At 64.6% G+C, this 19,736-nt stretch carries 17 protein-coding genes; 14 read left to right on the forward strand and 3 right to left on the reverse strand.

Annotated elements, in window-relative coordinates:
* Nucleotides 1-146: 146 nt before the first annotated feature.
* The 14 genes from CK228_RS04165 (at nucleotide 147) to CK228_RS04230 (ending at nucleotide 16,154) form a co-directional block, all read left to right on the forward strand.
* On the forward strand, nucleotides 147-1,205 hold the full coding sequence (locus tag CK228_RS04165) for a LacI family DNA-binding transcriptional regulator (protein ID WP_095772588.1): 1,059 nt from the start codon (nucleotides 147-149) through the stop codon (nucleotides 1,203-1,205).
* Nucleotides 1,202-2,218 (forward strand): Gfo/Idh/MocA family oxidoreductase, encoded by a 1,017-nt coding sequence (locus CK228_RS04170; RefSeq protein WP_095787002.1) that lies wholly within the window; start codon nucleotides 1,202-1,204, stop codon nucleotides 2,216-2,218. The genes CK228_RS04165 and CK228_RS04170 overlap by 4 nt, the downstream gene beginning before the upstream one ends.
* Nucleotides 2,215-3,816 (forward strand): acyl CoA:acetate/3-ketoacid CoA transferase, encoded by a 1,602-nt coding sequence (locus CK228_RS04175; RefSeq protein ID WP_095787003.1) that lies wholly within the window; start codon nucleotides 2,215-2,217, stop codon nucleotides 3,814-3,816. Before CK228_RS04170 ends, CK228_RS04175 begins: the two co-directional genes overlap by 4 nt.
* Complete coding sequence (locus tag CK228_RS04180) at nucleotides 3,809-4,585, forward strand: enoyl-CoA hydratase/isomerase family protein (RefSeq protein ID WP_095772729.1); 777 nt, start codon at nucleotides 3,809-3,811, stop codon at nucleotides 4,583-4,585. The genes CK228_RS04175 and CK228_RS04180 overlap by 8 nt, the downstream gene beginning before the upstream one ends.
* A gap of 13 nt (nucleotides 4,586-4,598) precedes the next feature.
* Nucleotides 4,599-6,110: an aldehyde dehydrogenase family protein gene (locus CK228_RS04185; RefSeq protein ID WP_095787004.1), complete on the forward strand. Its 1,512-nt coding sequence runs from the start codon at nucleotides 4,599-4,601 to the stop codon at nucleotides 6,108-6,110.
* Between the two features lie 58 nt (nucleotides 6,111-6,168).
* Nucleotides 6,169-7,422, forward strand: a complete 1,254-nt coding sequence (locus tag CK228_RS04190) for an ABC transporter substrate-binding protein (protein WP_095772584.1) — start codon at nucleotides 6,169-6,171, stop codon at nucleotides 7,420-7,422.
* A 153-nt stretch (nucleotides 7,423-7,575) separates the two neighbouring features.
* On the forward strand, nucleotides 7,576-8,526 hold the full coding sequence (locus CK228_RS04195) for a sugar ABC transporter permease (RefSeq protein WP_095787005.1): 951 nt from the start codon (nucleotides 7,576-7,578) through the stop codon (nucleotides 8,524-8,526).
* A complete protein-coding gene (locus tag CK228_RS04200; protein ID WP_064980812.1) occupies nucleotides 8,523-9,467 on the forward strand; it encodes a carbohydrate ABC transporter permease in 945 nt (314 codons plus the stop codon). Before CK228_RS04195 ends, CK228_RS04200 begins: the two co-directional genes overlap by 4 nt.
* A 20-nt stretch (nucleotides 9,468-9,487) precedes the next feature.
* Complete coding sequence (locus CK228_RS04205) at nucleotides 9,488-10,603, forward strand: ABC transporter ATP-binding protein (RefSeq protein ID WP_095787006.1); 1,116 nt, start codon at nucleotides 9,488-9,490, stop codon at nucleotides 10,601-10,603.
* 5 nt (nucleotides 10,604-10,608) lie between these two features.
* On the forward strand, nucleotides 10,609-12,126 hold the full coding sequence (locus CK228_RS04210; RefSeq protein WP_095787007.1) for a GMC family oxidoreductase: 1,518 nt from the start codon (nucleotides 10,609-10,611) through the stop codon (nucleotides 12,124-12,126).
* Entirely contained in the window at nucleotides 12,123-12,884 is a 762-nt protein-coding gene (locus tag CK228_RS04215; protein ID WP_095787008.1) for a 3-ketoacyl-ACP reductase, read from the forward strand. Before CK228_RS04210 ends, CK228_RS04215 begins: the two co-directional genes overlap by 4 nt.
* Nucleotides 12,885-12,895: 11 nt before the next feature.
* On the forward strand, nucleotides 12,896-14,524 hold the full coding sequence (locus CK228_RS04220; protein WP_095787009.1) for a choline dehydrogenase: 1,629 nt from the start codon (nucleotides 12,896-12,898) through the stop codon (nucleotides 14,522-14,524).
* Between the two features lie 13 nt (nucleotides 14,525-14,537).
* Entirely contained in the window at nucleotides 14,538-14,855 is a 318-nt protein-coding gene (locus CK228_RS04225) for a Dabb family protein (protein ID WP_095787010.1), read from the forward strand.
* An 81-nt stretch (nucleotides 14,856-14,936) separates the two neighbouring features.
* Entirely contained in the window at nucleotides 14,937-16,154 is a 1,218-nt protein-coding gene (locus CK228_RS04230; RefSeq protein ID WP_179295808.1) for an MFS transporter, read from the forward strand.
* 7 nt (nucleotides 16,155-16,161) lie between these two features.
* Here the strand turns inward: CK228_RS04230 and CK228_RS04235 are convergent, their stop codons facing one another.
* The 3 genes from CK228_RS04235 to CK228_RS04245 all read right to left on the reverse strand — a co-directional run bounded on the left by CK228_RS04235 (nucleotide 16,162) and on the right by CK228_RS04245 (nucleotide 19,593).
* Nucleotides 16,162-17,007, reverse strand: a complete 846-nt coding sequence (locus CK228_RS04235) for an EamA family transporter (protein ID WP_095787011.1) — start codon at nucleotides 17,005-17,007, stop codon at nucleotides 16,162-16,164.
* A 7-nt stretch (nucleotides 17,008-17,014) separates the two neighbouring features.
* Complete coding sequence (locus CK228_RS04240) at nucleotides 17,015-17,923, reverse strand: endonuclease/exonuclease/phosphatase family protein (protein WP_095787012.1); 909 nt, start codon at nucleotides 17,921-17,923, stop codon at nucleotides 17,015-17,017.
* 116 nt (nucleotides 17,924-18,039) lie between these two features.
* Entirely contained in the window at nucleotides 18,040-19,593 is a 1,554-nt protein-coding gene (locus tag CK228_RS04245; protein WP_095772575.1) for a sodium:proton antiporter, read from the reverse strand.
* Nucleotides 19,594-19,736: the final 143 nt, after the last annotated feature.

The raw sequence follows: 19,736 nt of genomic DNA on the forward strand, positions 1-19,736 counted from the left end.
ACACGGAAGGCCTTACCGGCCGTGCTATTTGAGTACGCACAATCAGTTTTTGCGGCTGAGAAAAATTCGCGATTGACTCAAGATTGAACCAGTGATTAGAACGTTCCAATAGATTTGAGTGAGAAAAGCTGGGAGGACGCATCGAGATGGCCAGCCGGGCCAAGGCCACGATATTCGACATTGCCCGCGAGGCGGGCGTGTCCAAATCGACGGTATCGCTCGTGCTCCAGGGCAGCGGGCTGATCCGGCCTGAAACCGCGGTCAAGGTGCGCAAGGCGATCGAGGATGTCGGCTACGTCTACAACCGCGGCGCCGCCAATCTGCGCAAGGCCCATTCCAATGTCATCGGCATGGTCATCAACGACCTCACCAACCCGTTCTTCGCCGAGCTGGCGGTCGGCATGGAACGCGTCTTCCAGTCGGCCGGCATCGTGCCCTTCATCGCCAACACGGCGGAGAATCCGGTGCGCCAGGAAGAGGTGCTGAAGTCGCTGATGGAACAGGGCGTCGCCGGTCTCATCGTGTCACCGGCGCGCGGCACCACGCCAGGCGCTTTCCGGCGGCTGGAATTGGCGGGCGTGCCGGTGGTCTTCGCCATGCGCCGCCTGCCTGAAAGCCGCATCCCTGTTATCGCGCCCGACAATCATCGCGGCGCCTATCTTGCCGCGGCCCATCTGATCGCCAAAGGACATCGCCGGCTCGCCTTCTTCGGCGGCACCTCGGATCTGGTGGTTTATCAGGAACGGCTGGGCGGCTTTCGCGAGGCCTGCGAGACGCTGGGCATCTCCGCCCGCGACGTATTGGTCGTCGAGGGCGAAACAAACCGCCGAGGCGGCCTCGCTTGCCTGGAGACCGCCCTTACAATGGCCGAGCCACCGACCGCCGCCCTCTGCTTCAACGATGCCGTCGCGTTTGGCGTGATGCTGGCATTGCGCAAGCGTCGGCTTGAGCCGGGACCGGATTTCGCCGTCGTCGGCTTCGACGACGTGGTCGAGGCCGAACATTACATGCCGGCGCTGACCAGCGTCGCGGTGGACACAGCCGGCCTCGGCGAGCGCGCCGCCCACGTCATGCTCAAGCTGATCCAGTCCCGCACCACGCGGGCCGAAGACCATATCGGCGCGGTCAATCTCGTGGTTAGGGAAAGCTGCGGTCCGGATCTCCGCACGCGAAACAGGCCCACGGGAACGGGAGGCGCCGCGTGAGTGTCAAATGGGGGCTGATCGGCGCCAGCACGATCGCCAGGCAATTCATGATCAACGCCATTCGCGCGCAAGAGGGCGGCGAGATCGCGGCGGTGATGAGTTCCAATCCGGAACGCGCGGCGGCCTATGCCAGGGAAAACGGCATTCCAGCCGCGGTGTCTACGCTGGATGCCTTGCTGAAGTCCGACATCGACGCCGTCTACATCTCGACCACCAACGAACTGCATCTCGAACAGGCGCTTGCCGCCATCGCGGCGGGCAAGCATGTGCTGTGCGAGAAGCCACTGGCGCTGACCAGCGCCGACGCGCGCAAAATGGTCGCGGCGGCCAGGGCGGCCGGCATCGTGCTCGGCACCAACCATCATCTGCGCAACGCCGGCGCGCATCGCGCCATGCGTGACGCCATCGCATCGGGGCGCATCGGCAAGCCGATCGCCGCGCGCGTCTTCCATTCCGTCTATCTGCCGGAGAACCTGCAGGGCTGGCGCATCACCAAACCGGAAGCCGGCGGCGGCGTGGTGCTCGACATCACAGTCCACGATGCCGACACGCTGCGCTTCGTGCTTGGCGACGATCCGGTTGAGGTCTCGGCCTTCACGCAATCGGCCGGCATGGCCGCCGGCGGTCTGGAAGACGGTGCCATGTGCATCTGGCGCTTCAAGTCGGGCCTCATCGCCCAGTCGCATGAGGGTTTCACCACCAAATTCGCCGGCACCGGCTTCGAGGTGCATGGTTCGGAAGGCTCGCTGATCGCCAGCGATGTGATGACCCAGAAACCGGACGGCTCGGTGCTGTTGCGCACAGCCAAGGGTGAGGAGCAATTGAGCTTCGACCGCGAGGATCTCTACGTCAGATCGGTGCGTCGGTTCCATGCCGCGATCCTCGGCAAGGGCCAGCCTGCCGCCACCGGCGAGGACGGCATCTGGTCGCTCGCATCAGCCGAGGCGGCGTTGCAGTCGGCCAGCTCCGGCAAGGCCGTCAAGATCGACCCGAAACTCGGGAGCATGAAGTGAGCAAGGTCGTTTCAGCGGCACAGGCAGCCAGCCTGATCAAGGATGGCATGACGGTATCCGTGTCGTCGTCGAGCGGCCTTGGCTGTCCGGACGCGGTGCTGGCCGCCATCGGCGAGCGCTTCGATGGCGAAGGTCACCCCAAGAACATCACCACGCTGCACCCGATCGCCGCCGGCGACATGTACGGCATCAAGGGCATCGATCATCTGGCCAAGCCGGGCCTCTTGAAGCGCACGCTATGCGGTTCCTATCCTTCCGGCCCCTCCTCGTCCGAGCCGCCGCAGATATGGAAGATGATCGGCGACAATTCGGTCGCCGCCTACAACGTGCCATCCGGCATCCTGTTCGACATGCACCGCGAGGCCGCCGCCAAACGGCCGGGCGTGCTGACAAAGGTCGGTCTCGACACCTTTGCCGACCCGCGCCATCAGGGCTGCGCCATGAACGCCGCGGCCAGCGAGCCGATCGTGTCGGTACAGCAGTTCGACGGCGAGGAATGGCTCTATTTCCGCTCGATCGTGCCCAACATCTCGATCATCCGCGCCACTACGGCGGACGAGCGCGGCAACCTCACCTATGAGCATGAAGGCGCCTATCTCGGCGGCCTCGAACAGGCGCTCGCCGCCCGCAACAATAGCGGCATCGTCATCGCGCAGGTCAAACGCGTCGTCGAGAACGGCACGCTGAAGCCGCATGATGTGCGTGTGCCGGGCGTGCTGGTCGACCATATCGTGGTGGCGCCCGACCAGTTGCAGACGACGCTGACGCCTTACGACCCGGCGATTTCGGGCGAGATCTTCCGGCCGCTGTCGACCTTCCGCAACGCCGAGATGAACGTGCAGAAGGTGATCGCGCGCCGCGTCGCCATGGAATTGCGCGACGGCATGGCCGTCAACATAGGCTTCGGCATCTCGGCCAATGTGCCGCGCATCCTTCTGGAAGAAGGCCAGCACGGCAAGGTCACCTGGGTGATCGAGCAGGGCGCGGTCGGCGGGGTGCCGCTGCTCGACTTCAAGTTCGGCTGCGCCTCCAACGCCGAGGCGATCATGCCCTCGCCGCACCAGTTCATCTATTTCCAGGCCGGCGGTTTCGACGCCTCGCTGCTGTCTTTCCTGCAAATCGACCGCCACGGCTCGGTCAACGTGTCGAAACTGTCGGCGCGGCCGCATGTCACCGCCGGCGCCGGCGGCTTTGTCGACATTACCGCGCGGGCGAAGAAGATCGTCTTCTCCGGCTTCTTCAATGCCGGTGCCAAGCTTTCGCTGGCCGATGGCGGCATCCGCATCGACCAGGAGGGCAAGGTCAAGAAGGTGGTCAACGAGGTCGAGCACATCTCGTTTTCCGGCAAGCGCGCCGTCGCCCAGGGCCAGGACATCACCTATGTCACGGAGCGCTGCGTGATGAAGCTGACGCCCGACGGCCTGATGGTCACCGAGCTGGCGCCGGGCATCGACCTCGGGCGCGATGTCCTGGCGCAGGCCGAGATGCCGCTCGGTGTCGCCAACGACCTCAAGGTGACGCCGGCGGCGCTCTACCAGGACGGGCCGATCGGCCTGTCGCTCAATGGCGGCGCCTCGCTCGGAGGCGCGCATGGCTGAGCGCCTCGTTACATTCGAAAAGGACGGCGCCATCGGCATCGTCACGCTGCGCCGCCCGGAAAAGTTCAACGCGCTGGACATTCCGATGCTGCGCGCGCTCGAAGCCGCGCTCGACGAGGCAGAGCTGGCCGAAGGCGTCCGCGTCGTGCTCTTGCGCGGCGAAGGCAAGGGCTTTTGCGCCGGCGGCGATGTCGAGGCCTGGGGCGCGATGAGTGCTGCCGATTTCCAGGTGCAATGGGTGCGCTACGGCCACCGCGTCTTCGACCGGCTGGCGCGGCTGCGGCAACCGACCATCGCCGTGCTGTCCGGCCATGCGCTGGGCGGCGGGCTGGAACTGGCGGTCGCCTGCGATTTCCGGGTCGCCGAGGCGCATGTGAAATTGGGCTTCCCCGAAACCTCGATCGGCGTCGTGCCCGGCTGGTCCGGCACGCAGCGCGCCGTGCGCCGCTTCGGCGCGCAGACGGTGCGGCGCATGGCCTTGGGTGGTGATATACTTCTCGCTCCCGAAGCGCAGGCCCTTGGCGTGGTGGACCGGGTGACCGAAACCGGCAAGGCGTTCGACGGTGCCAAGAGCTGGGGGGAAAAGATCGCCGAGCGCGGCCCGTTGGCAACGGAAGCGGCCAAGCTGATGATCGCGGTGGCCGAGGGCGAGGAAAGTGCGGCCGCTGCCGAAGCGCTGGCCAGCGGCTTTATCGCGCTTACCGGCGACCTCAAGGCTGGCGTTGACGCCTTCAAAACCAAGCAGAAGCCAGCATTTTCAAGAAGCTAGAGAAAACCCTCTGATGAACGCACCCCTCAACATCGCCATGCCCGCCGAGGCCTTAGCCGCGCCGAAATCTTACCGGCTGCTGATCGACGGCAAGCACGTCGATGCTCGCGACGGCCGCACGCTGGAACGCAAGAGCCCCGGCCACGGCTTCACCGTTTCGCGCTATGCACAAGCCGGCGAGGCGGAGGTGGAAGCGGCGGTGCAGGCCGCGCACAAGGCGTTCGAGACCGGCCCATGGCCACGCATGAAGGCCGGCGAGCGCGCCGCGATCCTGTTCAGGGCGGCCGACCTGATCGAGACACGGCTGGAAGACATCGCCCGGCTCGACGCGCTGGAATCCGGCAAGCCGATCGCCCAGGCGCGCGGCGAGATCGGCGGCGCCGTCGACATCTGGCGCTATGCCGCCTCGCTCGCCCGCACACTGCATGGCGAGAGCTACGCCAACCTCGGCGATGCCATGCTGGGCGTGGTCGTGCGCGAGCCGATCGGCGTCGTGTCGATCATCACGCCGTGGAATTTCCCGTTCCTCATCGTCAGCCAGAAACTGCCTTTCGCGCTCGCCGCCGGCTGCACGGCAGTGGTCAAGCCGAGCGAAATGACCTCGGCCTCGACCTTCGTGCTGGGCGACATCCTGCTCGAAGCCGGCCTGCCCGCCGGGGTCGTGAACATCCTGGCCGGTCTGGGCGCCGATGTCGGCGCGCCGATGGTCGGCCATCCCCTGGTCGAGATGGTGTCGTTCACCGGCTCGACCCGCGTCGGCAAGATGACCATGGCGTCCGCCGCGCAATCGCTGAAGAAGGTCTCGATGGAACTTGGCGGCAAGAACGGCCAGATCGTCTTTCCCGATGCCGACCTCGAGGCCGCCGCCGACGCGGCGGTGTTCGGTGGCTTCTTCAATGCCGGCGAATGCTGCAATGCCGGCAGCCGGCTGATCGTGCACGAGGCGATCGCCGGAGATTTTCTCAGCGCCGTCAAGGCACTCACCGCCAGGGTGAAGGTCGGCGACCCGCTCGACGAGCAAACCAGGGTCGGCGCGATGATCTCGTCCGACCATCTGGCCAAGGTGACGGATTACGTTGCGGCAGCGGCGGGCGAAGGCAGCAATGTCTTCAGCGGCGGCAAGCAGCTGGCCTCCAATGCCGGCCAATATCTCGACCCGACCATCCTGCGTGGCGTCACCGAGGACATGGCCATTGCGCGTGAGGAAGTGTTCGGACCGGTGCTCTCAGTGCTCACCTTTGAATCGATTGAGAAGGCGTTGCACATCGCCAACAACACGCCCTATGGTCTCTCTGCAGGCGTGTGGAGCGCCAGCATCGACACCTGCATGTCGGTGGCGCGTGGGGTGCGTTCGGGGACGGTTTGGGTGAACACATTCATGGAAGGTTATCCCGAGCTGCCTTTCGGGGGCTACAAGCAGTCCGGTCTCGGACGCGAACTCGGCAAACGCGCCGTCGAGGACTATACCGAGGAAAAGACAATCCAGTTTCATCGCGGCCAGCGCACCGGATGGTGGGTCGGCTGAGTTGGGAAGAACCCGGTGGGCTTCCACCGGTCGTGTAATGCAACAAGGGAGGAAGTACATGTTGCGCAAACTGCTTATCGGAACGGCTCTTGCGACGAGCTTTGCGTTCTCGGCGCACGCCGCGGACGTCAAGGAAGTGCAGATGCTGCATTGGTGGACGTCGGGCGGCGAAGCGGCTGCCCTCAACGTGCTGAAGGGCGACCTGGCCAAGGAAGGCTATGCCTGGAAGGACGTCCCTGTCGCCGGCGGCGGCGGTGATGCTGCCATGACCGCCCTGAAGGCGATGGTCGCGGCCGGCAACTATCCGACCGCCTCGCAGATGCTCGGCTACACCGTGCTCGATTATGCCGCGGCCGGCGTCATGGGCGACCTGACCGAGACGGCGAAGAAGGAAGGCTGGGACAAGTCGGTTCCGGCGGCCCTGCAGAAGTTCTCGGTCTATGAAGGCAAGTGGGTCGCGGCTCCGGTCAACGTCCACTCGGTCAACTGGCTGTGGATCAACAAGGCCGTCATGGACAAGATCGGCGGCACCGAGCCGAAGACCTTCGACGACTTTGTCGCCCTGCTCGACAAGGCCAAGGCCGCGGGTGTGATCCCGCTCGCTCTCGGCGGCCAGAACTGGCAGGAAGCCACCATGTTCGACTCCGTCGTGCTGTCGACCGGCGGACCCGAGTTCTACAAGAAGGCCTTCAACGACCTCGACGACGCTTCGCTCAAGTCCGACACGATGAAGAAGTCGTTCGACAACCTCGCCAAGCTCGTCACCTATGTCGACCCGAACTTCTCGGGCCGCGACTGGAACCTTGCCACCGCCATGGTCATCAAGGGCGACGCCCTGGTGCAGGTCATGGGCGACTGGGCCAAGGGTGAGTTCCACGCCGCCAAGAAGACCCCGGGCACCGACTTCCTGTGCTATCGCTTCCCGGGCACCGACGGCTCGGTGATCTACAACTCCGACATGTTCGGCATGTTCAACGTTCCGGACGACCGCAAGGCCGCCCAGGTCGCGCTGGCCACCGCCACCCTGTCGAAGAGCTTCCAGTCGGCCTTCAACGTCGTCAAGGGTTCGGTTCCGGCCCGCACCGACGTTCCGGACACCGACTTCGACGCTTGCGGCAAGAAGGGCATCGCCGACCTGAAGGCGGCCAACGAAGGCGGCACGCTGTTCGGCTCGCTGGCCCAGGGCTACGGCGCCCCGCCGGCTGTCGCCAATGCCTACAAGGACGTGGTCTCGAAGTTCGTCCACGGTCAGATCAAGACCTCGGACGAGGCCGTGACCGAACTGGTCAAGGCGATCGACGACGCCAAGTAAGCGCAACGCTCGAAATCACCTTCCCCGCTTTGGCGGGGAAGGTTTTATCTCAGGATTGGCCGGCTCGACACCATGCCGACCGAAGACCCGTATACACGGGGCCGCCTTGCCGCCTGACGGCGGCGCACGGACGACCCGAAACGGGAGGAGCTCATGAGCACAGTAGCAACAAGCCAGATCAAGCTGACGCCGGAGCGGTCGCGCACCTCGGTGCGCTCGCGCCTGCAGGAGGCCTTGCCGAAGATCGTTCTGGCGCCGAGCTTCGCCATCACCATCGTCTTCGTCTACGGCTTCATCCTGTGGACGATCTATCTGTCCTTCACCAATTCCAAGACCTTCCCGTCCTACGTCATCACAGGTTCGCGCGCCTATCAGCGGCTGTGGGGCTGGACCTTCGACACCGACCCGCCATCGAGCTGGTACACGTCGATAACCAATATGGGCATTTTCGGCTTTCTCTACATCCTGATCTGCCTGGCGCTTGGCCTGTTCCTGGCCATCCTGCTCGACCAGAAGATCCGCGGCGAAGGCGTGCTGCGGCCGATCTACCTCTATCCGATGGCGCTGTCCTTCATCGTCACCGGCGTCGCCTGGAAATGGTTCCTCGATCCCGGCCTCGGCCTCGAACAGACGCTGCATCAATGGGGCTGGACGAGCTTCCATTTCGACTGGATCAAGAACAAGGATTTCGTCATCTACACCGTGGTCATCGCCGGCGTCTGGCAGGCCTCCGGCTTCATCATGGCGATGTTCCTGGCCGGCCTGCGCGGCATTGACGGCGAGATCATGAAGGCAGCGCAGATCGATGGCGCCACAACCTTCCAGCTCTACCGCCGCATCGTCATCCCGCTGCTGAGGCCAATCTTCCTGTCGGCCTTCATCGTGCTCGCCCACCTCGCCATCAAGTCATACGACCTTGTCGTGGCGCTGACGTCCGGCGGCCCCGGCGGCTCGGCCTGGCTGCCTTCGAATTTCATGTACGAATACACTTTCAAGCGCAACGAAATGGCTGTCGGATCGGCCAGTGCGGTGATCATGCTGATGACCATCATCGCCATCATCGTGCCCTATCTCTATTCGGAACTCAGGGAGAAGCCGCGATGAGCGCTGTCGCCACCCCTGCCCGCCAGGCCTCCGGCGGCATCAACACCAAGCTCGTCAACCGCATCGTCATCTACGGGCTTCTGGCGCTGTTCGCGCTGTTCTACCTGATGCCGCTGTTCGTCATGCTGGTTACCTCGTTCAAGACCATGGACGAGATCCAGAACGGCAACATGCTGGCGCTGCCCAAGGCGCCGACCTTCGACCCGTGGCTGAAGGCCTGGGGCGAGACCTGTGTCGGCCTCACCTGCGCCGGCATCAAGGGCTATTTCTGGAACTCCATCAAGATGGTGGTTCCGGCCGTGCTGATCTCGACCATGCTCGGCGCCCTCAACGGCTACGTGCTGACCAAATGGCGCTTTCGCGGCGCGACGCTGGTGTTCGGGCTGATGCTGTTCGCCTGCTTCATTCCGTTCCAGTCGGTGCTGCTGCCGATGGCGACGATCCTTGGCAGCGTCGGCCGCTTCGGCGTGACCTTGCAGAACTCCGTCGGAACCAGCTTCGGCCTCGGCAATTCGACGGTCAATCTGGTCTTCGTCCACGTCGTCTACGGCATCGGCTTCACCACGCTGTTCTTCCGCAACTATTACGAGGCCTTCCCGACCGAATTGATCAAGGCCGCGCAGGTCGACGGCGCCTCCTTCTTCCAGATCTTCCGCCGCATCATGCTGCCGAACTCGATGCCGATCTTCGTGGTCACCGTCATCTACCAGTTCACCAACATCTGGAACGACTTCCTGTTCGCCTCGGCCTATGCCGGCACCGGCGATGCGATGCCGATGACGGTGGCGCTCAACAATGTCGTCAACACCTCGACCGGCGTCGTCGAATACAACGTCAACATGGCGGCCGCGATGATCGCCGCCCTGCCCACCCTGATCGTCTATGTCGTCGCCGGCCGCTATTTCGTGCGCGGGCTGATGGCCGGCGCGGTCAAAGGCTGACCAATTCAGAAGGAACGACCATGGCTTTTCTGGAAATTGATGGGCTGAAGAAGCGCTTCGGGAATGTCGAGATCCTGAAGGGCATCGATGTAGAGCTCGAAAAGGGCGGCTTCCTGGTGTTGGTCGGTCCGTCCGGCTGCGGCAAGTCCACCTTGCTCAACACCATCGCCGGCCTGGAGCAGATCACCGAGGGCGAGATCCGCGTCGACGGCCGCGCCATCAACGATCTGCACCCTTCGAAGCGCGACATCGCCATGGTGTTCCAGAGCTACGCGCTGTACCCGAACATGACGGTGGCCGGGAACATCTCCTTCGGCATGGAGATGCGCGGCGTGCCGGCCGACGAGCGCCAGAAGGCGATCGACAAGGTGGCCAAGGTCCTGCAGATCGGCCATCTCCTGCAGCGCAAGCCGAGCCAGCTTTCGGGCGGCCAGCGCCAACGCGTCGCCATGGGCCGGGCGCTGGTGCGCGACCCCAAACTCTTCCTGTTCGACGAGCCTTTGTCCAACCTCGACGCCAAGCTGCGCGTCGACATGCGCATCGAGATCAAGCGCCTGCACGCCACGACAGGCACCACCATCGTCTACGTCACCCACGACCAGATCGAGGCGATGACGCTGGCGACAAAGATCGCCGTCATGCGCGACGGCGAGGTGCAGCAGTTCGGCACCCCGGCCGAGATCTACAACAACCCCAGCAATCTCTTCGTCGCCGACTTCATGGGCTCGCCGGCGATGAACCTGATTCCGGCGACCATCGCCACATCGGGCAATGCGCTGTCCGTCGTGCTGCAACGCGAGGCGCGCGAGCCGATCACGCTGCCGATGGCCAATGCGCCAGCAGGTCTCTCGGCATTCCAGGGCAAGCCGATCATCTTCGGCGTACGGCCGGAAGCGCTGACCGATCCGGAGGGCGCCGAGCGCAACGCCTCGAACATCGCCACCGCCGACCTGCATATCGAGGTCGTCGAGCCGGCCGGTTCCGACACGTTCGCCGTCACCAATCTCGGCGGCAAGGGCGTGGTGGCACGGCTGCGCGCCGACGCCAACATCCAGCCTGGCACCAGCACGCCGCTCGCCTTCAACCTGACCAAGGCGGTGTTCTTCGATCCGGCGACCGAGAACCGCATCCGCTGACGGCCATGGCAAATCCGGACATCGTCATCATCGGCTCCGGCATTGGCGGCGCCACGATCGCCTCCGGCCTGGCCGGCAGCGGCGCCTCGATCCTGATGCTGGAGCGTGGCGAGCCCTTGCCGGCAACCCCGCATGCCCGCGACACCCGCTCGATCTTCGTCGACGGCCACTATCGCCCAAAGGAGATGTGGCGCGAGGCCGGCGGTGCCGCCTTCAACCCCGGCAATTACTACTATGTCGGCGGCAATTCGAAATTCTACGGCGCGGTGCTGATCCGTTACCGCAAGGAAGATTTTTCGGCCATGGAGCATTACGGCGGCGTCTCGCCCGCCTGGCCGTTTTCCTACGACGAGTTCGAGCCCTGGTATTCCAGGGCGGAGCAGCTGTTTCGCGTGCGCGGCACGCTGGGTGAGGATCCGACCGAACCGTTCCACTCGATCCCCTACGCCTTCAAGCCGGTGCCCGACGAAGCACCGATCGCGCGCGCCCGTGCTGAACTGAAGGGCCTCGGCCTGCATCCGGCCTCGCTGCCGCTCGGCGTCGACATCGATACCTGGCTGAAGGAAGGCAGAACCGGCTGGGACGCTTTCCCCAACACCGGCCTGGGAAAGATGGACGCCCAGACAGCGCCACTGGCGGCGGCGCTTGGGGACAGCAACATCCGGCTCGAGACCGGCTGCTACGTCGAGTATCTCGAGGTGGCGCCCGACGGCAAAAGCATCGCCGCGATCCACTACCGGCAGAACGGCGAACTGAAGAAAGTGTCGCCGAAACTGGTCATCCTGTCCGCCGGCGCGGTCAATTCCGCCGTCATCCTGCTGCGCTCGCCCTCACCGGGCAACGGCAAAGGAGGCGGCAAGGGCCTCGCCAACCGCTCCGACCAGGTCGGCCGCAACTTCATGAACCACAATTCCAGTGCCATGCTGGCGATCGATCCGCGCCGCAGGAACGATGCCGTCTACCAGAAGACGCTGATGCTGAACGACTATTATCTGTCGGACGGCAGGGGCGGCAAACCGCTCGGCAATGTCCAGCTGCTCGGCAAGATCGACGGCAACATGCTCAAGGCCAATGTGAGGACGATGCCGAAATTCGTGCTCGACTTCATGGCCGGCCATGCCGTCGACTGGTATTTGATGTGCGAGGACCTGCCCGATCCCGAAAGCCGCATCATGGTCGACGGCAAGGACATCGTCATGCAGTGGCGGCGCTCCAACATGCAGTCGCTCGACGGACTGACCAAGGTGATGCGCGAAAACTTCCGCGCCTGCGGCTACCCCATCGTGCTGTCGCGCCCCTTCGATAAGCGCACGCCCTCGCACCAGTGCGGCACGGTCAGGATGGGCGACGATCCGGCGACCGCGCCGCTCGACCCGTTCTGCCGGTCGTTCGACCACCGGAACCTGTTCGTCGTCGATGCCAGTTTTTTGCCGAACTCGGCTGCGGTCAACCCGGCGCTGTCGGTCGCCGCTCAGGCGTTGCGGGTGGCTGACCATATCCGCAAGATGGAGCTTGCCGCATGACCCGCCCCGCAGCCATCGTCACCGGCGGCGCGCGCGGGATCGGGCTGGCTTGCGCGGAAGCGCTGGCCGATGCCGGCTTTGACATTCTGGTTGCCGACCTCGCCGAACAGGCGCCTGACGGGCTCGACGCAGACATCTCGGCGCGCGGTGCGAAACTCGCCTATGTCAGTTGTGACGTCGCCAATCTCGACGGCCACGCCGTGTTGGTCGATGCCGCGATGCGCGTCTTCGGCCGCATCGACTGTCTCGTCAACAATGCCGGCGTCGGCGCCGTGGTGCGCGGCGACCTGCTGGAGCTGAAGCCCGAAAATTTCGACCGCACGCTTGATATCAACCTGCGCGGCACGGTCTTCCTCAGCCAGGCCGTCGCCAAGGCAATGCTGGCCACACCCGGCGGCCATGCAAGATCGATCATCACCGTCACCTCGGTCAGCGCCGAGATGGCTTCGCCGGAGCGCTCCGAATACTGCATATCGAAGGCGGGGCTTTCCATGTGGGTGAAGAACCTGGCGCTCAGGCTCGCCCCTGAAAATATCGGCGTGTTCGAGTTGCGTCCGGGCATCATCCGCACCGACATGACGGCAGGCGTGACCGCCAAATACGATGCCTTGATCGACAGCGGGCTGGTGCCGGCCAAACGCTGGGGCGAAGCGTCAGACATCGGCGCGGTGGTGGCGACGCTTGCCGCCGGCAGGCTCGGCTTTTCGACCGGCTCGATCATCAATGTCGACGGCGCGCTCTCCGTGCCGCGGCTATAGGTGGAAACGACATGACAGACTACATCATCGTGGGCGCCGGCCCGGCCGGCTGTGTTCTGGCCAACCGGCTGAGCGAGGATCCCTTGAATTCCGTGCTGCTGCTGGAAGCCGGCGGCAAGGACTGGCACCCCTACATTCATATGCCGGCGGGCTTCGCCAAGATGACCAAGGGCATTGCGTCCTGGGGCTGGTCCACCGTGCCGCAGAAAAACATGAAGGACCGCGTCTTCTGGTACACGCAGGCCAAGGTGGTCGGCGGCGGCTCGTCCATCAACGCCCAGATCTACACGCGAGGCAATGCCCGCGACTACGACGCGTGGGAGAAGGAAGAGGGTCTCGCCGGCTGGGGCTATCGCGACGTGCTGCCCTATTTCAAGCGCGCCGAGAACAACCAGCGTTTCGCCAACGATTTTCACGGCGACCAGGGACCGCTCGGCGTGTCGAACCCGATCTCGCCGCTGCCGATCTGCGAAGCCTATTTCCGCGCCGGCCAGGAGATGGGCATTCCCTTCAACCCCGACTTCAACGGCGCTGCCCAGGAAGGCGTCGGCTATTACCAGCTCACCCAGAAGGATGCCCGGCGCTCCTCCGCCTCGGTCGCCTATCTCAAGCCGATCCGCGCCCGCAAGAACCTCACCGTCCGGACCGATGTGCTGGTGACACGCATCGTCGTCGAGAACGGCCGCGCTGTCGGCGTTGAAGTCGTCGACCGGCCAGGTGGCGAGAAGAAGATCCTGCGCGCCGGGCGCGAGGTGATCGTCTCGTCCGGCGCCATCGGCTCGCCGAAGCTTTTGATGCAGTCGGGCATCGGCCCGGCCGACCACCTGAAATCGGTCGGCGTGACGCCGGTGCATGACCTGCCCGGCGTCGGGTCCAACATGCAGGACCATCTCGATCTGTTCGTCATCGCCGAATGCACTGGCGACCACACCTACGACAATTACGCCAAGCTGCACCGCACGGCCTGGGCCGGCCTGCAATATCTGCTTTTGAAGAAGGGGCCGGTGGCCTCCAGCCTGTTCGAGACCGGCGGCTTCTGGTACGCCGACCCGACCGCCGCCTCGCCCGACATCCAGTTCCATCTCGGCCTGGGCTCCGGCATCGAGGCCGGCGTCGAGAAGTTGAACAATCCGGGCGTCACCTTGAACTCGGCCTTCCTGCGGCCGCGCTCGCGCGGCACGGTGCGACTGAAGAGCGCCGACCCGGCCGACCATCCGCTGATCGATCCCAACTACTGGTCCGATCCCTATGACCGCGCCATGTCGATCAAGGGCCTGCGGCTGGCGCGCGAGATCATGCGGCAGAAGGCGCTTCAGCCCTACGTGCTGCGCGAAGTGCTGCCCGGCCCGTCGCTGGCGACCGACGACGAACTGTTCGACTACGCCTGCCGCAGCGCAAAGACCGATCACCATCCGGTCGGCACCTGCCGCATGGGCCATGACGAGATGGCTGTCGTGACGCCCGATTTGCGGCTGCGCGGCATCGAAGGCTTGCGCGTCTGCGACGCCTCGGTGATGCCGCGCGTGCCCTCCTCCAACACCAATGCACCGACCATCATGGTTGGCGAGAAGGGTGCCGATCTGATCCTCGGCCGCGAACCGCTGCCGCCGGCCGTGTTTTCCAGCAACCGGGCTGCTTGAAGGGGATGAAGAAATGATCAGGCACTGTGTCTTCGCCCGGTTTCGCGGCGATGTCTCCGAAAGCGAACGCACGGCGATCCATGCCGACCTCGAAGCGCTTCGAAAGGTTATCGACGGCATGGACACGGTCCACTTCAGTGCCAATGTCAGCCCCGAGCCCTTCGCCCGCGGCTTTGGCCATGGCTTCACCATCGATTTCCGCGATGCCGCCGCCCGCGACGCCTATCTCGTCCATGAAGCCCATCAGCGCGCCGGCGCCCGGCTGGTCGCCGCACTCGAAGGCGGCACGGACGGATTGATGGTCTTCGACCTCGACCTTACGAAAAAGTGACCGCCGGTTCCGGCTGATCGCTGTTCTCTTTTGCGAGAGGGGCGACATATCGTTCCTTTGGGGGCACCAAAGGAGGACGCCTTGAATCTCACTGCCGAGCAGAAGAAAACCGTTCTGGCCTCATTCCTGGGCTGGACGCTCGACGCTTTTGATTTCTTCCTTCTGACATTCCTGCTCACCGATATTGCGAGTGAATTCCACACCGATGTCCCGGCAGTCTCAAAGGCGCTGTTCCTGACCTTGGCGACGCGCTTCATCGGCGCGTTTTTCTTCGGCATGCTCGCCGACAAATATGGGCGCAAGCCCATCCTCATGCTCAACATCGTCAGCTATTCGGTGATCGGCGCGCTCGCCGCCTTCTCGCCCAATCTCGGCATTTTCCTCGCCCTGCGCGCTTTGTTCGGCATCGCCATGGGCGGCGAATGGGGGCTTGGCAGTTCGCTCGCCATGGAATCCATCCCTCCCAGCGCGCGCGGCTTCGTATCGGGCATCCTGCAATGCGGCTATCCCGCCGGCTACCTCCTGGCGGCGGTGGTCTACGGCCTGCTCTACCAGCAGACGATCGGCGGCTACACGATCGGCTGGCGTGCCATGTTCCTGCTCTCCTTCTTGCCGGCGCTGATCGTGCTCTTCATCCGCTCGCACGTGCCGGAATCGCCGGCCTTCGCCGAGGCGCGGAAATCGGTCAAGCCGGGGCTCCTGGAAACGCTGCAGAAGCACTGGGGCGTCGCGCTCTATGCCGTCGTGCTGATGATGTTCTTCAATTTCTTCAGCCATGGCACGCAGGACCTCTACCCGACCTTCCTGAAGAAGCAGCATGGCTTCGATCCGCACACGGTGAGTTGGATCACCATCGTCGCCAATATCGGCGCCATCGTCGGCGGCCTGGCCTTCGGCGCGCTGTCGGAGAGGATCGGCCGCGTCAACGCCATCACGCTCGCCTGCCTGATCGCCCTGCCGTCGATCCCGCTATGGGCCTACAGCACCACGCCCTTCATGTTGGCCATCGGCGCATTCGTCATGCAGGTCGCCGTCCAGGGCGCCTGGGGCGTCATCCCGGTTCATCTCAACGAACTGTCGCCGGGGGCGGTCCGCGCGACCTTGCCCGGCTTCATCTATCAGGCCGGCAACCTTGCCGCATCCTATGGCGGTCCGTATCAGGCGGGCATAGCGGAGTCGGCCGGAGGCAGCTACGGCTATGCGCTGGCGCTGTTCGCCGGCGTGGTCGCCGTCTGCATCATCGTCGTCATCCGCTTCAGCCCGGAGCGGCGCGGCCAGGTGATGACAGTCCTGGGTTGAGTGCGGCCTAACCCATCCGGAGCGCGATAACCCCGGCAACAATGCTGAGCGCGGCGGCGCCGCGCCAGCCCGTCATCTTCTCGCCGAGCGCGTAGACCGAGATCAGCATGGCGAACAGGATCGACGTTTCGCGCAGCGATGCCACCGAGGCGATCGGCGCCTTGGTCATCGCCCACATCACGATCCAGTAGGCCGCGCCGCTGAGCACGCCGGTGAACAGCCCGGCCTTCCAGTCGCGCGCCAGCACGGGCAGTGACTGCGGCCCGCGGAAGATGAGGCACAGCACCAGCGCCCATGTCGCGTCGCAGACGAACAGCCAGGCCGCGTAGCTTTGCGCCGTCGCCGCCAGCCGCGCGCCGCTGCCGTCCGACAATGTATAGCTAGCAATGAAGATCGACGTGCCGAGCGCAAAGCCGACGGCGCGCAGGTTGAGCCTCTCCAGATGCGCGCCGCCGCGAAACGACATCACCAGCGTGCCGGCTGACAAAAGCAGGATGCCGAGAATGGCAAACGGCGCCGGCACCTCCTGCACCACCACGATGCCACCAAGTGCTGCCAGCAGCGGTGCCGTGCCGCGCGCCAGTGGATAGGTCTGGGCGAAATCGCCGGCCTTGTAGGCGCCGATCAGGAAGGTTCGGTAGCCCATGTGGAAGACCACCGAAGCGAGAATGAACGGCCAGACCGCGGCCTTCGGGAACTCGACGAAAGGCAGCACGAACAGCGCGGCAAACCCCATGCCCAATGTCATCAGCGTGATCGACAGGAAGCGGTCGAGATGCACCTTGACCAGCGCGTTCCAGATCGCGTGCATGGCGGCTGCGGCAAGCACCGCGAAGAAGACGAAAAGCGTCATTTCGGGTCTATCGACCTCCCAAGCCGAGTGGCGTTTCGAGATCGATGTCGACCCGGACCGGGAAGTGATCGGACGCCACCTCGCCTGTATCGGATGCGACCGAGCGGACCCGCCCCGCGAACATACCGCCGACGAAGCAGTGGTCGAGCCGGCGCTTTGCCAGCCTGCCGTCGATGATCTTCTCATGCGTGTGGAAGTCATCAGCGGGTTCGATCGCCACAACGGCGGCATCGACGAAGCCGTCGAGATAGGCAGCACCCCGATGATAGGGCGTGCTGCCGACGATGCGGCGGTATTCGGCGCTGCCCGGCTCCATGTTGAAATCGCCCATCCAGATCGCCGCCAGCGGATTTTCCGGCTCGGCTTCGCCGCTGGTCCAGTTGCGCGAAGGCTCGTCATCGATGCCGCTCCACGGCCCGCCTTCGGACGGCGCACGGCGGTGTTCGGCCAGCAGATAGTCGATCTGCTCCAGCCGCTCTTCCGCCGCGATATGGGCGAGATGCAAGGACAGCACCCGCACCGGGCCGGCCGGTGTGCCGATCATGCATTCGAGCGCCGCGTTGCGCGTGTTGAGCGGCCTGAGCGTCCGGCGCATCGGCAGCGCATGCAGGCGCGACCAGACGATCGGCGGTTTCGACAGAACCATGGTGCCGAACTGCCGGCGCCGATTGACCAGGCGACCGTCCCGCCGCTCGCTGGCGTCCATGTCGAAGGCCGGGCCGTAGATCCAGTGATAGTCCGGCAGCAGGCGCGACAGCAGCTCCGGCTGGTCGTCGAAATGGCTGCGCTGCCAGTGCCGCTCGACCTCCTGCAGGGCAATGACATCGGCGCCGTCGACGATGCGCGCCGCGCGCGAAAGGTCATAGCGGCCGTCGCTGCCGAACCCGTACTGGATGTTGTAGCTGACCAGCTTCATTGCTTATCCGGCTCACCTTCGGCGATGGCAGTAGCGGCTCAGTGGATTGCTTGCAATGTGCAGGAGAATGCAAGCGGCTTGTGCCAGCAGCCTCCCCTGCCCCGCCGCGCGATCTTCTAATCCGTCGTCAACGGCTGGAACCGGCCCGCTGGCGACGCCGCCAGTTCCGCCCAGTCGATCTCTTCTTCCAGCCGGTGATAGGCCTCGTCGCCGATCGTGCCGTTGCTGCGCAATTCCTCCAGCGTGTCGCGCTGGCGGTTGATGGCGTAGAGGCGCAGCCGGTCGTATTCGGTTGCCGCCTGTGCGTCCTCCGGATTTTCCGCGATCACGCGCTGAGCCTCGTACTGCTCGCGCACGACAGCCGCCGCGGCCGATGTCTTGCGGCTCAACACGTCAAGTGCGGCCTGCATGACGGCAACGCGCGCCTGCGCAACCTCATTGTCGACGGTTCTGTCGGGATCGAAGTTGAGTATCCGCAGCAGAGGCTTCAGCGTCATCCCCTGCAGCACCAGCGTACCCAGAACCACCGCGAAGGCGGCAAGCACGATCGGATCGCGGCCGGGAAAGCCGGCAGGCAGGGCAATGGCCACCACCAGCGTCACCAGCCCGCGCATACCGCACCAGCCGACCAGCACGGCGCCGCCAAATGTCGGCAAATCCCGCTTTCTGTCTTCGCCGCCGAGACGGGCAAGCCATCGGATGATCGCAACATAACTCGCCACCCAGACGAGGCGCGCAGCGATGACGACCACCAGCACCGTCGCGGCAAACAGAAAGGCCTCGCCCTGCCCTTCGCCGGAAAGCCGGCCGACGATCGACCGTGCCTGCAGGCCCATCAGCACGAAAGCCAAAACGTTGAGAACGAACACCGCCGACTCCCAGACCGAATAGGTGCTGACACGGCGTCTCGCCGACATGCGGCGCGGTGCACTGCGCGCAATCGTGATGGCGTAGACGACGATGGTGATGATGGCGGAAAGACCGAGCTTGTCGGCCAATATCCACACGCCGAATGTCCCGGCGAACTGCACCACGGTGCTGCTCGCCGCATCCTCGATGCGGGTCAGCGTCAAGAGCGAGAGGCGGCCAAGCAGATAACCTCCAATCAGGCTGCCGATCGTTGACAGCAGGATCACCGGAATGGCGTTGCTCAGCATGATCGAGCCGAGTGCTGCCGAAACCGCCAGCCGGTAGATCAAGAGCGCGGTGGCATCGTTGAGCAGGCTTTCGCCCTGCAGGATGGCGGTGATGCGGTGCGGCACCTTGAATTGCCCGAGAACGGCACTCGCCGCCACGGCATCCGGCGGCGCGACGATGGCGCCAAGCGCGATCGCCGCGGCGATCGGCAGGCCGGCCATCTTCCAGCCGACGAAGGCAACCACCACAGTGGTGAAGACGACGGCGCCAAGCGCCAGCAGCAGCAGCGACAGCCGGTAGCGCTTCAGGTCGCGCAGCGACGTGTCATAGGCGGCATCGAGAAGCACCGGCGCTATGAACAGCGCAAGCGCCAGTTCCGGATCGATCTCGATCATCGGTGCGCCAGGCACGAAGGCGATGCCGACCCCGGCCAGGGCCAGCAGCGACGGATAGGGGACCTCCAGCCGCCGCGACAGCGCCGTCAGCGCGACAGCCGTCAAAAGCAGGACAAGGGTGAGTTCAAAAAGGGCCATGGCTCATCGTAGCGGCGAAGAGCGACTGTTGGCAGTACCCCTCGGCAGGATACTGTTGATTGTCGAAGCCTTGGCCTGCCCTGGGATTTAAAAGTGACCTGAGGGGCGGCGCCGACGGTTCGTCACTACAGACATCGAACCCA

This window comes from Mesorhizobium sp. WSM4312, assembly GCF_002294875.1.
Classification (GTDB): domain Bacteria; phylum Pseudomonadota; class Alphaproteobacteria; order Rhizobiales; family Rhizobiaceae; genus Mesorhizobium.

Bases quoted from the DNA above. Each gene is read 5' to 3' on its own strand.
- CK228_RS04165 (WP_095772588.1), top strand. From the start codon at position 147: ATGGCCAGCCGGGCCAAGGCCACGATATTCGACATTGCCCGCGAGGCG.
- CK228_RS04180 (WP_095772729.1), top strand. From the start codon at position 3,809: ATGGCTGAGCGCCTCGTTACATTCGAAAAGGACGGCGCCATCGGCATC.
- CK228_RS04185 (WP_095787004.1), top strand. From the start codon at position 4,599: ATGAACGCACCCCTCAACATCGCCATGCCCGCCGAGGCCTTAGCCGCG.
- CK228_RS04190 (WP_095772584.1), top strand. From the start codon at position 6,169: ATGTTGCGCAAACTGCTTATCGGAACGGCTCTTGCGACGAGCTTTGCG.
- CK228_RS04195 (WP_095787005.1), top strand. From the start codon at position 7,576: ATGAGCACAGTAGCAACAAGCCAGATCAAGCTGACGCCGGAGCGGTCG.
- CK228_RS04200 (WP_064980812.1), top strand. From the start codon at position 8,523: ATGAGCGCTGTCGCCACCCCTGCCCGCCAGGCCTCCGGCGGCATCAAC.
- CK228_RS04205 (WP_095787006.1), top strand. From the start codon at position 9,488: ATGGCTTTTCTGGAAATTGATGGGCTGAAGAAGCGCTTCGGGAATGTC.
- CK228_RS04210 (WP_095787007.1), top strand. From the start codon at position 10,609: ATGGCAAATCCGGACATCGTCATCATCGGCTCCGGCATTGGCGGCGCC.
- CK228_RS04215 (WP_095787008.1), top strand. From the start codon at position 12,123: ATGACCCGCCCCGCAGCCATCGTCACCGGCGGCGCGCGCGGGATCGGG.
- CK228_RS04220 (WP_095787009.1), top strand. From the start codon at position 12,896: ATGACAGACTACATCATCGTGGGCGCCGGCCCGGCCGGCTGTGTTCTG.
- CK228_RS04225 (WP_095787010.1), top strand. From the start codon at position 14,538: ATGATCAGGCACTGTGTCTTCGCCCGGTTTCGCGGCGATGTCTCCGAA.
- CK228_RS04235 (WP_095787011.1), bottom strand. From the start codon at position 17,007: ATGACGCTTTTCGTCTTCTTCGCGGTGCTTGCCGCAGCCGCCATGCAC.
- CK228_RS04240 (WP_095787012.1), bottom strand. From the start codon at position 17,923: ATGAAGCTGGTCAGCTACAACATCCAGTACGGGTTCGGCAGCGACGGC.
- CK228_RS04245 (WP_095772575.1), bottom strand. From the start codon at position 19,593: ATGGCCCTTTTTGAACTCACCCTTGTCCTGCTTTTGACGGCTGTCGCG.